This window comes from Christensenella tenuis, assembly GCF_014287795.1.
Classification (GTDB): Bacteria; Bacillota; Clostridia; order Christensenellales; family Christensenellaceae; genus Christensenella; species Christensenella tenuis.
On the sequence record NZ_JACOON010000004.1, the window covers coordinates 47,745 to 61,209 of the forward strand.

Sequence of the window (13,465 nt, forward strand, 5' to 3'; positions counted from 1 at the left end):
CTTCGACACAGGTTGTGTCGAAGTTGGATTTCGGACTTCTGTCCACGTTGGACAGAAGTTAACTTTTTCACTTCCGACCAACTTGGTCGGAAGTCCGTTTCAAACTTCACGCCAAGTTGTCGGGGAGTTGATGCTGAAAATTCTGCCCAAGTTGAGCAGAATTCTTTGAGATATATTTCGTGCCATGCTGGCACAAATTTTGAAATAGCAGAGCCGACCGCCCAAGTCAACGGTCAAGATGAACGGGCTACGCCCGCCGTTGACAAGTGCGTTCGTCCCCGCTAATGGGCAGACAAGGGGCGATAGTAAAAAGTGCTGTCGCCCCTATTCACAAAAAAGATACAACTGCGACGGCAAGTATTTCCTATGAAAATCTTGACAACAACGGTCGATATCTGTATAATTAATAATTTTGCTACTCTATCTGCGGCTTGCTCCCATCCGCTTTGTATAACTTTTTGGGTCTGTTTACTAATTTTTTCAGCTTCTTTCATGGCTGTTTTTAAATTGGTAATATCCGCTTTTACTGTTACATTTTCTATTTATCTATTTTTCCTTTCTAAAAATCTTCACAAAAAAGGCCGTTTGCTTTCACAAACAGCCCTTTTGTACTTATTTTAACGCCGTTATCCAAAGATCAATTCCAGCATATCCGGAGTATAGGTGATTTGAATTTCTTCCACAATACCATTTTCCAATATAAAATTTATAGTATAGTTGCCAATTTTATGTTTTTTGTTTTGGTACATTTCTTCTATACCCCCCTGCGGCTCCGACCATTCTTTCCACTTTGTCCATGTATATAAATTTCCTTCTTCATCAACATAGGTTGTAATGAGCGTAACCGTATCTTTATACTCCGACAAATTTTCTATGAACTCACCCGCGGTCATCGTGACTAACTCACTTCCTACCGCAACCTGAAACTCGCAATCCTTATAGGCATCCGCAAGTTCACGTACCGTGCTTCCAATCTTTATGCCTCGCTTTGTACTAAGTTCGCGTCCTTTATAATCATACTGCATTTCAATCTCAAAAAAGAATGGGGTATCTAATTCCTCTGCCATGGCGATGCACTTCCCGTCTTCATACACTCCATACTCATCAGTCTGTAACACTCCACTTCCATTGCTGCCGCTGTCTCCGCACCCCGTAAACACTCCCGCCATTATCAATACCGCGGCCACCGAATACAGAACCCTTTTCATGCCGAATCCCCCTCTTTGTATTTCTTACCGCCATTATATCATCCCGCTTTCCCCCTTTCAACGCCATAGCCTTTGCGCCATTTTTAACCCTTTCAGACGTCAAAGAACCGCCTCCCGGTAGTTTCTGTTAATCGCAGACAACGGGACGTTCATTCGGTTGCTTTCATCGGCTATTTGCGAAAATGATTTTTCTACTCTATCTGCGGCTTGCTCCCATCCGCTTTGTATAACTTTTTGGGTCTGTTTACTAATTTTTTCAGCTTCTTTCATGGCTGTTTTTAAATTGGTAATATCCGCTTTTACTGTTACATTTTCTATTTATCTATTTTTCCTTTCTAAAAATCTTCACAAAAAAGGCCGTTTGCTTTCACAAACAGCCCTTTAAATCTATTTTTCTAAACTTTCTCACTTCTTCCATGGCACCAATGAATCCGGATTATACCCTATCATAATACTTTCGATTATATTGTCTTCTATAAGAAAATCAATTTTATAATGTTTAACAATGTAGTCTCCACTTTCGTACATTGCATCTCGTCCCCCGTTCTCATCTGCCAAAGCCCGGAAATCCTGGTGGCTGTACAGCTTCCCGTTGACATCATACGTAAAAAAGACAAGAGCGTCGGCTTCCGCTTCCTTATATTCCGCCAAACTATCAATATATTCAGATGCCGAAATGAAGTCGCCTCCATCATTTGCCGGATGCCAAAATATACACTCTTTGTAAGCGTCTACCAGCTCGCGCACCGTGCTTCCAATCTTTATGCCTCGCTTTGTACTAAGTTCGCGTCCTTTATAATCATACTGCATTTCATTCTCAAAAAAGAATGGGGTATCTAATTCCTCTGCCATGGCGATGCACTTCCCGTCTTCATACACTCCATACTCATCAGTCTGTAACACTCCACTTCCATTGCTGCCGCTGTCTCCGCACCCCGCAAACACTCCCGCCATTATCAATACCGCAGCCACCAAACACAGAACCCTTTTCATGCCGAATCCCCCTCTTTGTATTTCTTACCGCCATTATATCATCCCGCTTCTCCTCCTTCAACGCCATAGCCTTTGCGCCATTTTTGACCCTTTCAGACGTCAAAGAACCGTTTCTGGCGTTCTTTAAATCCATCCATTTTTTCCATACAGGGTTATATTGTGCCTCCATAATTGATTACGATCTATCCGGAAAGTTTAATGAAGGGTTCATCCAGCATTTCCTCTTTTATATTAACCCCTTCTTTGTCCAGCGTATATTGCCTCTCCAAACGGAGGGGTAATTTCTGTATAGTATCACCCCTCCTTCATCCCACCTCGTCAATAAACCATACCTTCTCTGCTTCCGTCGCATTCCGCATCCGCAAGAACCAGTCCAGCCGCTGATTCATAAATTCGTGCACCGGCAAACCGAACCGTTCAAACATCGTATTTGCCATAAAATAAATATCATTGATTATTTGGCGGTTCGTTTGCCCCGCCCTTCGGCGTTTTTTCCCGCTTCCACCCCGGTAAACGCCTCTACCACATTTGCATTGAGGTCACGCCACGCCCTCATTACTTCCGCAAGATCGCATCCCTCGCGCAGCTTGCTTTCCGGCATCTTGAGGTATCCTGCCAGCACGTTCATTGCCGCAAGCCCGGCTTCTTTATCCAATAAAATATTCTTTTCTTTATATTTCTCCGTAAATTCCACCAGTGCAAGCCAATCCCCGATGCACACATTTTTCTTGGTATATTCTCTTCCGTCTGCATTAATTCTGATTTCCTTCATAATAAATCTCCTTTTTATAGTTTATTTAATCTATAGTTCAGCCGTATCCGGCATTGTTTTCAAAATGGATACGCCCGCTCAAGCAATACTCAAACGGGCGCATTTTCTTTTGCTTTATTTAGTTGTCATTTCGTCAGCCCTGTACAGATTCTGCCGGCTCAAAATCCGGATCGGAGAACCAACCCTCCGCCGCATCGGAAAGCGTTGCCAACGTTACGCCCTCCGGCAGTTTGGGATCATTGCTGTCAAGCTGCCGGCGTTTTTTCCCGTCAGATACACGGTTCAATGCCGAGAAGGTGAGCTCTTTGTCGTTATAAGTGATTCCTTCGCCGCCTTTTGTCGCATAGGTCTCCGCGCTCTTGGCAAACTTGCCCTTCAGCACCCATACAAAGCGGTAGGTCCCGTCGGATTTCTGGGAGCGCCAGCCAACCGCCATCTCCGGCGGATTGTCGTTTACGCCCTCCTCCAAAACGCCTTTGTCTGTCTGGTCAATCCCCAGCAGCAGCGCATAATGCTCGGAAAGCAAGTCCGCAACCTTAATAGTCACTGTCGTTGCGCCGTCCGCCGTATTGCTCGCATAAGTGCCGTCGTCCGCGCTGTACGTTCCTGAAAGTGTCGCCGGATCATACCCAATGTTGTTAAGGCCAGGAAGCCGTACAGGTGCTCCGTATTCTACGCCTTCCTCATCATCTTTCACAACTTTCGCCACATAAAGCATGTCTACGCCGATTTTTGGTACAGGTCTCCTCATCTCTGTCATTTCATTCTTCCTCCTTGGTAATTAAATAATTTTTTGCAATTCGTTTTCTTCCCATACTGTCGTCTTCCAATTGCATCACTCCGCTGAATACAGGCTGCACATAAAAATATTGCCGTCCATTCAGCACAATCCCCGACGCCAGTCCGCCGCTCTCCTCGTTTCCGATTACTTTCAACGCATCGTGGGCTTCTTTCAGCTTGCCTCGCGCAAAACCATAATCATCCGTAAATCTGGCCGCAACCTGCAGGCCAGGTGTTTCTGTCCCGGCCGCACAGTTTTCAGCCTCTCCTTCGGTCTCCAGGAGAACGATACAATGATCGGGAGTCTCCGGAAAATATCCGATAAACAAGTCTGTTCCCAGAGTGCCTACGTCTTTTTCCTGTAAATATTCCCCGATATCGTTCAACATCATATCTTTTCCCTCCCCAAAAGAAAATTTCCCGGCGTTTTTCGCGGCTCTTTTTCTTTTCCATTTTTTCCGCATAGCCGGATCCTTTTCTATTCATTTTTAAGATTTTTTTGGCTTTGCATATTCCATTGCCTGTTCACTGTCTGAAATCCCATTCGTCGTTGGATCCGTCAATACCCCGATAAACGATAACGCCGCCATCGCCGCCGTGCCAATCAGGAACGGGTTAGCGAAAAACTTGCCAATACTCTCCCATGTGGTTATATCCGTATAGGAAAGCCCATAATATGCAAACACAGGCGATAGGATTACACCCGCAAGTCCCATCCAAAACTGCGTGCTTCTTGCCCGTACCTTCCAATTGATCTTCATATTCTCCTCCTTTCCGCCTCTATTTCACCTGCAATTTCTTCACATCGTCAATTAACTTCGCCGCCATACCGTTTCCGCCAAGGGCCCTGTATTGCCCAAACAGGTCGTCGAGCGACTCGAGGTTGTAGATATGCACAAAGCCGCGGTCAAGGCACCTGTCGCATATCTCGATGATCCTCTCCCGCAGCAGGCAGCGCATCCCGTTTTTCATGGCTTCGCTTTCCTTTGTGTCCTGTTTCACCTTTGCACGCAGCCGCCCGCCCAGGAACCCAATCACCATCGTGGTAACGGCAAGGAGCACGGACAGCGCGAAGTCTATTCCCTGTGGTGTCATACCATCATTCCTCCTTATCTAACCGGATAGGAGGCATAAATCATGGCCGCAGAATAGACGCCTGCATCCCCCGATTCCGCTCTCAGGGATATTGTTCCTGCCGTATTGATTACTGCCTCCGCGTAGTATGCCGCAGCATTTGAGGACTTCCTGCATATCGCGGCAAAATTACGCGTTATATTAGGCTTTGGGCAGGCCGCGGGCAGTGTCGCAAGTGCCCATCCGTTATTAAGCGTCCCGCGCAAAACCAGGTTGATGTGTATTGTGTCCCCATCCCTCCATATAATATTTGAGTCATCTGTCGTTATCCCTGATGCTGGGTTTGCCGCGTTACTGCCTTCCCACCGGGCGTATTTGTCTTGAGCAAAATAGCTCGCGGAATGCCCGCCCAGTGTTTCCGCATCACGGTAATATTCCGGCGATTCTCCCCCCAGCTTCTCTGCGTTATCTGCCAGTACGGCCCGGTCCACATATCCACGGTCTTCCGTATCGTAAGTGACTTTGTTCATATCCCCATGTCCCGCGCTGTCAAGGCCTCTTTCCAGTTTTCCAATCGCCGCGCTCACTGTGTCCGATGCCGAAACCGCGCCGCCCGAAACCGGCTTGGCATAGCCCGTCATAGCAACCTGCCCTGCCTCTGTTTCCGGATGCAGGATGTCATAACCGCCCGTTGTTTTTACATTAATTCTTACTTTTTTTGCCATATTCTCCTCCTATACTGTCTGGTACCAAAAATCCCCAACTGCCGCCCCCGGGGGTTCTGCCGAAGAAATTATAATTTTTGCTTTCGCATCCGATTTAGTTTCCAGCTTGCCGATCGCCGCTGATACTGTGTCTGTCGAAGATACATCACCCGTTCCCCTTGAGTAGGTCCCGATCTTAAAATCCCCTGCCGTCGCGTCTGTCCCCGCCGTTACCAGTCCTTTGGCGTCATACGTAATTTTTGTTTTGGTTCCTCCCAGAACCGCCGCATTTCCGTCCACCTTTCCGTCCGTCTTTTTTTCAACTTTTCCAATGGCTTCCAGTGCCGTATCCGCTGCCGCTACATCTGCTGCTGTTGCGGCTTTCACATATCCGGTCATTTTGATATCAGCCGCTGTCGCGTCTTCTCCTCCGGTAATCAATCCCTTGGCGTCATATGTAATTTTTGTCTTAGTTCCCGCCGTCACCGATCCGTTGGAAACGACATAATTTCCCGCCGCCTGCTTGCCTTCAAGACCTTTTTCCAGTTTTCCTACCGCGGCATTCACCGTGTCCGCCGCGGCGACTGCACCGCCCGAAACGGGTTTTGTGTAACCCGCCATGGTCAGGTTCGCGCCAGTAAGTTCCACCGCGCCCGTCATCGCATTTACGCTCGCTACTTCATCTGTGTTGTCAATCTTCGCCCATCCCGCAGCTTCGCCGTTGTATACGGCCCAGTCTCCCGTGTTATATTCAATTTCCGAAATGGTTCCGGCTGCGGTTATAATGTAGAAATCTCCTGCAGCCGGATTTCCCGGATAGCCTGCGGCGGCGTCCATAGTTCCTTTATAGTTCAATCCATTCGTTTGCGGCAGCAGTCCTGAAGGGATTTTCCCCGTGGCGTCAAGCCCGGCATATCCGTTTGCTTTCCCTTTGTTCGCCGCATTCTCCGGCGTATATCCAAGCATGTTTTGCTTGTCGTCCAGTCCCTTTTCCAGCTTTCCTACCGCGGCATTTACCGTATCCGACGGCACAATCGTTCCATTCTGCGGCGGTTTCACATATCCGTCCAGATAGACCGATTCACCGTCTGTCCTCGGGTATAGCGTGTCCCACGAGGTTCCGTTCCAGTTTTTCATTACAAATTTTTCTTTTGCCATTTGTTTCTCCTTAGGTATCCAGCCACAGGTTTTCCCTGTTGGAAATCTCTCCCTGTGATACAGTCGCGTTCTTAATAACCGCCGCTCCGCTTTGCGGCGTTTCTGTCATTTCCTGCACCCATATTCCACCCTCCGGCTGGGCAGGCATCGGAATTTCACTCGAATAGGCAAGGTGTATGGGTGCCGCAAGATGCACGTTCAATTTCCCAAGCAAATATTCCAAATTGCTCTGGACCGTCGTTCCCGCACCGCTCTCTATTTCCGCCGCGCCGATGTTTCCCGCACCATCCGCGCCTGCCGATGTCTCCACAAATGCATTATATTTGGGTACAACCACTTCTTTTGTCAGCCTGTCAAATGCCGCCTTCAGGTCGGCGGCGCTGATTCCCTCTTCACTTGGCTCGTCCGGCAGGCTGGCTACATCTTTGTCCTTGTAATCCAGTTCCGTAATCTTGTAATCGTTTAGTGACATATTATTTGTCCTTTCTTTTGTTTATCGCTTTGCTGAATATGTTACTTTTCCATCCGACCATATATAGGCGATTTGCCCTGTTGGAATTCTTTTCTTATCTACTACTTGGGGTTGCGATGCATAATATCCCCCAGTGCTAGCTAATTTTTTGTCTTGCTCTCGCAGTTCCTCTAAGCTATCTTCGCTCTTTTTGCCCTTTATGCTTCTTCCGCTTCTGCCCGAACCGCCTCCACTGCTTGCCGCCCGTTCACGTTCCTGTTTTTCCAGCTCCCATTGTTCCGCCGCACGGCGCTCCGCTTCTTCCTGTAGGTATGCACTCCAACTGTCATTTGCGCGTCCCCATGCGTCCGTTTCTTTTGCCGCGTTGATGTTATTGATATTCGTCCGATAGGAATTATTCAGGTTTGTCAAATTGCTCTGGTAGTCTTGTCCAAGTTTTCCAATCTGCTCATTATAGCTCGACGTTGCATTTCCCCTTGCGTTCTGGTAGGTTTTCAGCAAATTCCCATACGTGCTTTCTGTCAGGCCGCCTTTAATTCCCTGGGAGGCCAACGCCGCAGGCACATCCCGCATTGCTTTCTGTTGGCTGATATATGCGCTGCGCATCGCCTGTTCCCGAGACTTTCCAAGCAATTCCTTATTCATATCAAATGTATTTTTCAGGTCATTTTTGCTCGCATTGTAATTCTCTGTCTCCACGTCGATCTGCCCTTGATATTTTGCAGCTAAGTCATTTAAAAATTGATTATAATATTCGTTTAGTGATGCCATATTGATTTCCTCCGTTCATTTAATCCTGTTCTTGGTATTGAAATGCGCAATCATTTCCTGTAAGCCAAACCCCTCTTTTTCGGCTCCATTCTCGAAGCGGAATTGTGTCGTAATAACCTTCTTCGCCTTTACGGTCATCGCGGCCGTTAAGTTATCCGCATTCGTGTTAAAAGAAAAGCGCTTGAAATCCATATCGAAAAAAGACATGATATCCACATTCCGCGTATCCAGCAATTGCCACGTCCCGTCAATACGGATATACGCCTTAACCGACGAACGCGCATAGGGCTGTAGCCTCACGAAAAGGTGCCGCAGCGTTTTGTATAAATCTCCATAGGAAAAGTCAATCGTTGGCGTTGTCCAATAGGCCCGGATTGCTTTGCCGTCATCCATGTAACTTGCCGATTTCTTCTCACGGAGCATACGCATCACCGCGCCGCCGGCTGTGCCAAACAAAAGTTCTTCTTCTCCGTTCTCCATTCCCCATACGCGCACAGGCATGCTGTCCCAGTAATACCATTCGTACTGGTATTGCTCCGCGCCCTTGCCGTCATAATGCTTCTGCGCCGCATCGGCCACAAAACAAACGCCGTCAGCCGCAATATATAAATATCCGTTGTGCACTATGCCAACCGCGTTTTTCAGGTCATATCTCTTTAATTTACGGTCAATGAGCGCACTTCTTGTCTGCGCATATTTTTCCGCCGTCACCGCATTTGTCGTAATCGCAAATACGCCGTCCGACGAAAGGAACAAATGGTCGTCGCGCAAATCGCAAAAACAATATTTACTAACTGCCCCAACGCCCGCGATACCCTGCCGTACCGAATAGACAATTTTCTGCTCTTCGTTTACTTCCCTCATTTCGCCGCTCATCAGGAACGCCGTTGCGTCCTGGTAATTATTTTCCTTGATGATCACGAGGTATTCGCCCGATTTTCGGTAGCCCATAATCGCCGTGTTGTCCTGTCCGATCACCGCATAATTGATGTCCGGAAAATAGGTCGGATCGGATGGCTGCGAATAATAGTGGTAATTTACATTCTCTTTATTTCCCGTCAAAAACGCCTGGTCATAGCTGGATAGTCCAAACAACGTCTGCACTGTGCATAACCCGATATGATCCGCATATCCCTTCACGGTTTTTGCCGCCGTAATCCGCACATTGTCCGCCCCTTCTTCAGGCGATTTTCCCGGCGCGGTCTTAAAGGTAATCGTCCCCGTTGCCCGATCCACTGTGAAATCCGTTCCTTCTTTTTTCACAACCCAATTTCCGTTCGCATCGAGGATTTCCGCTTTCACCGCGTCCGTGTCCAGCGGTGAAAAATCCAATACAAAAGTCTTTTCCTCTGTTTTTTCTTGCGTTACCAAAAACGAATTTTTTCTCCATTTGTTTAACCTATTCGCTGGCTCATAGGCTTCCCCTCCCTGGTCTTTGGCTCCCGGATTACGGGAAATGACCGTCGTGGGAATATAAGTGTCCGCACTGTTTAACGTTTTTTCCAGCGTCGTTCCGTCGCACCAGTAATAACTTTTCCCGTCCAATATCCACAGCTTGGAAACCATCTCGATTGTCCCGTTCTTCTGAACTGGAACGCTCATCTGGAATGCTGTTGACCGTTCATCATTCATCTCTTCCGAAAGTACGGTATCTTCTTCCCGTGTATTGCCACGCAAAATAAATTTTTTACCAGCATGTACAAATTGATATCGTTTTTCTGCTGTCGCAAGTTCGAATAATCCATTGATCCGTTCGTCGTACTGTGCAATCTTTTCGTACCCAAACCGTTTCACAGGCTGCCCGTTCTGATCGGATATCATGTTCAGCATATCGGGCGACCTTTGAATATTCACATTGCCGCTGTAAGTCGAAAAATCTGCCCCTTTAAATTGATTAATCACAATCCGGCCCGGTTCTTTTCTTTGCGGTACGCTTACCGTTTTCATTTCTGCTCTCCTCCTTTCACCCGGTGCATTTCAGGCAAAAGCGCACCGTTCTGCTTCCGCCCCTCAAAGCCATCCTGTCGTGCATACATACTGTGCGTTTCCCGCCCGGGTCGTGTCGCTCCATAGGGCCTCCAATCTCTGCGCATATTCATTCCATAACATCGATGAAATCGAGGCGTCGTCATCCTTAAACAGCGAAGACGCCATGCATATGGGGATCAAATTCACAGCCCCCGGCGGCAGCTCCGGTATATAATCATCCGGTGTATTGTTCGTAAATTCCTTTGGCGCGGCATGGTAATAAACATTGAATTCCCCTTCAAACGTTCCATCTACCCAAAGGGTATGCCCATCCGGCAAAATCGTGCACGGTATACCGCCGTTTGCATACTCATCTGCAAAACGCATAAACGTCACCTTTCCGTCTTCCCGCGTCAGCTCGCGCAAATCATATTCACACGCTGTTTCGCTCTCCGCCTGTAAAACGGTATATTTACGGATATCCGGTAACGCGCGCGCAATATCATATAATGCAATATTTGCCGCGCCCGGCATTGCCAGGGTATAGTCCTTCAGGTTCCCGTCCGTCGCCGAAATCACGCTTCCCTTTTTGGAATAGGAATACATCAGCTTCAGGCATTCGTCCCTGATCTCTTTCCAAGTCATTTCTTCCGTCCTTTCTTTTACAGGAGCGGAAAGGAGCGAAAATATTTTCGCTCCTTTCACCGCTGCCCGCGCTGTCATGCCGTTGTTTCAATCAGCTTCGTCGCATTCGTGTCGGAGGCAATTCCGCCTACTGCAAACGCGCGCCAGTCGTTGAAGCCCGCAATAAACCTTGAACGTCCTTTCCAGATGTTGTTGTCCGTGTTTTCGTCCACATAGGACTTCACCGCCAGCTTAATTCTGTCGAGCCATACCGCGCCGCCGTATTCCTTGTTGTAGTCGCTGTCCAGCATAATCCATGGCTTGTCTTTGCCGTCTATAAACTGGTTAAGGTACTGCCACGTCACAATATGGAACCTGCCGAATGTATAGTTGAACCCGTTGTTCGCCGTGTTCGGATCTTTGTCCGCGCCCAGCGCCGCAAACAGGTCCTTCTTCAATTTCCAGTCGTTCGGGATAATAATCGTGTCCGGTGCAATCGCAAGCACTTGCCCGTTATCGTCGCGGAAATCCTGCATTTTGCACTCCATCGCCGCAAGCGCGTCCGCCGAAAATTCATCCTGGAAAAGATTGGATTGTACGTCTCCTTTCACTTTTGCGGCATGGTTGTGCGCAAACAATTTTTTGCCGTCTGCGCATGCCGTGGAAAACTTCATTCCGCGAAACTTGATGCTTGTTCCGCTGATTCCGCCTGCCAGAAGCGCCGCGCCAAATTGTTCGCGCGTGCGGTGATATCCGCTCACAAACGCATATGGTTTGCTCCTAAGGTCAATGGTCTTGCTGTCCTCCACCATCTCCTGCGTCACTGTAAACGAATCTTTCCATGTGACGTGCTCGAGGACCTTCTCAAAGCCCTCCTGCATCTCATCCTGCGGATACGCCCCGCCTTCGCCTGTAGGCTGGAACCCGTTCATCGAAGTCAGCCCCGTCAGCTTTTCAGAAAAATTTTTAGATTCCGCCATCATAAAGATGTCTTCCAGCGCCGATTTTTCCTCAAACGCCTCGACCTGGTTTTCCACAAACAGCCTGATCGGCTGCTGGCTTTTGCCAAATACGCTGTCGTTTATACCTGAACTTTCAGAAAATACAATACCTGCCATAAAATAAGTCTCCCTTCACTTTGTTTTTATAGTACCCGGCCATATACGGTTTCCCCGGCTGCCGTTCCTCCGGCGAATCCAGTCACCGTAAATACGCCGCTTGTCGTTGTTGCCGTCACGCGCATTCCGTCTGCCGCCAGCGTAACCGCATCGCCTATTTTCAATGCCGTTCCCGCTGCTGAAAGCTCCGCCGCAAGTTCCATCTGTGGATTCACGCGGATCACCGGCAGGTCATTGAGGTCGTCTGTCCCGCTTTTTGCCATGCACAAAAATACCGGTTTATCTGTTGCGCCGCAAGCTGCCGCCACGCCGTTTGCAAGCTTCAATGCCTGCCCGATTTCAAATGCGCTTGCCGCATTCGGAATAAGCTCGAGCGGTGTCGCGCTCGTCAGGTCATACTTGTGTAATTTCATCTTATTTGTCCCCTTTCGTTCCGTTTCTCAGATCATTTCCTTTTTTTACAACAGGCTTCGCCTTTTTCTTTGTCGTAAAAAGAGCCTCTGCTTTCTGTGTGCCATTGTTGTTAATCCTTCCGGCATATGTGTCTTTTTTCATTGTGTTTCTCCTTTCTTTTCTGTGCCGTTTTAGTCTTATGGTTCCTGTCGGTTCAGTCCCGCCTGTTCCAGTGTGCGAGAATCTCTGCATCCGTCGCGTCCGGATTAATCAGCCGGTACTGTTCCAAAACATCTTGGGGTATGGTTCCGCTGGCCGCGTTTCCCATGCCTCCAAGTTTGCGGAGATGTTCTTTGCTTTGCGCATTCAGCGCGGCGCGTTTCGCAGCGTTCGCGCGCCTCTGCGCAATGGAATCGACGGCATATGCGGCATAAGCACGGTATAGCGGAACGCCCGCCTGTGCCAGCTTCACCATTTCCTGTGCGTTTTCAAGTGCAAAAAAATCGTCTGCCGACCATGCTTCCGCTTCCGGAAAATGTTCGTTCAGCTCCCGCAGTTCTTCCTCAAACCTCTGTTGGCTTGCCCTGTGGGCAAATTCACGCTCCATCGGGTTCGGGGCGCCTCCGAATCCCCGCAGGTTCGTCTCAGCGCTCGCCTGTTGCATTTGCCTGAAATCTTCATAGCCCATTCTCTGCGCAAATGCGTCGTTTTCTTTTTGAAGCCGTTCCATCCGCCTGCGCGCGCTTGCAGCGATCCTGTCCGCCTCATAATTCCTGGGCGTCTTTTCCTTTGCACTGCGCGTATTCTTTCTTCTTTTGCGTTCTTCCGAACGTCTCTGTGCCGCTTCATCGGCCGCAGCCTGTTTCGCTTCCATCTCTTCATGCGTTGCATCCAACGCTTCCGAGATTGCCTCGCCAAATTCCTGGGCGGCGTCTGTCTCATATGGTTCTTCTTCGCCGTTCCATTCCATTACATCCATCTCTTCATGATCCATACTTCTTCTCCTTCTCGCCTTTTTTCCGCTGGGGCGCAGCGTATTTTAGTTGTGGAACGTTTGTTCCCCTTCCCCGTTTCCGCTGGGGCGTGCGTAGTCTTATTCCCGGCAAATCGCTTCGGGATATCATCATCAAATCTTTTTTCAGGCAAATTCGTGTACCGCCATTAAAAAAGATTTGTGATTTGCATTCATGTCAATTTGTGGCGGATTTCATCCACTACATGACTCGCTTCCGATATTTTCTTTCCCGCATAATTCTCGCATTGCGGATTCGCGCAATATTGCCGCTGCAATAAAAAAGCGTCGCCGCCTTCTACGACAACGCCGCCGCTTTCAAGCCTCAAATCATTTCCACATTTCGGGCATCTGTCCATCCTTCTCACCTCCTTTCCTATGTTTTGGGGTAACAAAAAAGAGCCCGGTTTCCCGAACT

At 48.5% G+C, this 13,465-nt stretch carries 19 protein-coding genes; all 19 read right to left on the reverse strand.

All coding sequences use genetic code 11. The features are described 5' to 3' along the window. Positions 1-626 precede the first annotated feature (626 nt). Positions 627-1,208 (reverse strand): hypothetical protein, encoded by a 582-nt coding sequence (locus tag H8S18_RS07835; protein WP_186857757.1) that lies wholly within the window; start codon positions 1,206-1,208, stop codon positions 627-629. 405 nt (positions 1,209-1,613) lie between these two features. Further along, positions 1,614-2,201 (reverse strand): hypothetical protein, encoded by a 588-nt coding sequence (locus tag H8S18_RS07840; protein WP_186857758.1) that lies wholly within the window; start codon positions 2,199-2,201, stop codon positions 1,614-1,616. Positions 2,202-2,506: 305 nt separating this feature from the next. Continuing rightward, positions 2,507-2,638 carry a hypothetical protein gene (locus H8S18_RS14830; protein WP_279288446.1) on the reverse strand — a complete coding sequence of 44 codons (132 nt, stop codon included), beginning with the start codon at positions 2,636-2,638 and terminating at the stop codon, positions 2,507-2,509. 17 nt (positions 2,639-2,655) lie between these two features. Continuing rightward, positions 2,656-2,973: a hypothetical protein gene (locus tag H8S18_RS07845; protein WP_186857759.1), complete on the reverse strand. Its 318-nt coding sequence runs from the start codon at positions 2,971-2,973 to the stop codon at positions 2,656-2,658. A 133-nt stretch (positions 2,974-3,106) separates the two neighbouring features. Continuing rightward, positions 3,107-3,733, reverse strand: a complete 627-nt coding sequence (locus H8S18_RS07850; RefSeq protein WP_186857760.1) for a major tail protein — start codon at positions 3,731-3,733, stop codon at positions 3,107-3,109. Position 3,734: 1 nt separating this feature from the next. Further along, positions 3,735-4,145, reverse strand: coding sequence for a minor capsid protein (locus tag H8S18_RS07855; protein ID WP_186857761.1), 411 nt, complete (start codon positions 4,143-4,145; stop codon positions 3,735-3,737). 96 nt (positions 4,146-4,241) lie between these two features. Beyond that, positions 4,242-4,514, reverse strand: coding sequence for a phage holin (locus tag H8S18_RS07860; protein ID WP_186857762.1), 273 nt, complete (start codon positions 4,512-4,514; stop codon positions 4,242-4,244). Between the two features lie 19 nt (positions 4,515-4,533). Further along, positions 4,534-4,848 (reverse strand): hypothetical protein, encoded by a 315-nt coding sequence (locus H8S18_RS07865; RefSeq protein WP_186857763.1) that lies wholly within the window; start codon positions 4,846-4,848, stop codon positions 4,534-4,536. Between the two features lie 14 nt (positions 4,849-4,862). Continuing rightward, the gene (locus H8S18_RS07870; protein WP_186857764.1) at positions 4,863-5,552 is read right to left on the reverse strand and encodes a hypothetical protein; all 690 of its coding nucleotides are present in this window, start codon (positions 5,550-5,552) and stop codon (positions 4,863-4,865) included. Between the two features lie 9 nt (positions 5,553-5,561). Next, the gene (locus H8S18_RS07875) at positions 5,562-6,689 is read right to left on the reverse strand and encodes a hypothetical protein (RefSeq protein WP_186857765.1); all 1,128 of its coding nucleotides are present in this window, start codon (positions 6,687-6,689) and stop codon (positions 5,562-5,564) included. Positions 6,690-6,699: 10 nt separating this feature from the next. Further along, positions 6,700-7,161, reverse strand: coding sequence for a hypothetical protein (locus H8S18_RS07880; protein ID WP_186857766.1), 462 nt, complete (start codon positions 7,159-7,161; stop codon positions 6,700-6,702). A 21-nt stretch (positions 7,162-7,182) separates the two neighbouring features. Continuing rightward, entirely contained in the window at positions 7,183-7,932 is a 750-nt protein-coding gene (locus H8S18_RS07885) for a hypothetical protein (RefSeq protein ID WP_186857767.1), read from the reverse strand. Positions 7,933-7,947: 15 nt separating this feature from the next. Then, positions 7,948-9,879: a hypothetical protein gene (locus tag H8S18_RS07890; RefSeq protein WP_186857768.1), complete on the reverse strand. Its 1,932-nt coding sequence runs from the start codon at positions 9,877-9,879 to the stop codon at positions 7,948-7,950. Positions 9,880-9,942: 63 nt separating this feature from the next. Then, positions 9,943-10,545, reverse strand: a complete 603-nt coding sequence (locus H8S18_RS07895) for a hypothetical protein (RefSeq protein ID WP_186857769.1) — start codon at positions 10,543-10,545, stop codon at positions 9,943-9,945. Positions 10,546-10,619: 74 nt separating this feature from the next. After that, the gene (locus H8S18_RS07900; protein ID WP_186857770.1) at positions 10,620-11,642 is read right to left on the reverse strand and encodes a phage major capsid protein; all 1,023 of its coding nucleotides are present in this window, start codon (positions 11,640-11,642) and stop codon (positions 10,620-10,622) included. Positions 11,643-11,668: 26 nt separating this feature from the next. Then, entirely contained in the window at positions 11,669-12,055 is a 387-nt protein-coding gene (locus H8S18_RS07905) for a hypothetical protein (protein WP_186857771.1), read from the reverse strand. Position 12,056: 1 nt separating this feature from the next. Further along, positions 12,057-12,197, reverse strand: a complete 141-nt coding sequence (locus H8S18_RS07910; RefSeq protein WP_186857772.1) for a hypothetical protein — start codon at positions 12,195-12,197, stop codon at positions 12,057-12,059. Positions 12,198-12,249: 52 nt separating this feature from the next. After that, complete coding sequence (locus tag H8S18_RS07915; RefSeq protein WP_186857773.1) at positions 12,250-13,029, reverse strand: hypothetical protein; 780 nt, start codon at positions 13,027-13,029, stop codon at positions 12,250-12,252. 191 nt (positions 13,030-13,220) lie between these two features. Next, complete coding sequence (locus H8S18_RS07920; protein WP_186857774.1) at positions 13,221-13,406, reverse strand: hypothetical protein; 186 nt, start codon at positions 13,404-13,406, stop codon at positions 13,221-13,223. Positions 13,407-13,465 lie beyond the last annotated feature (59 nt).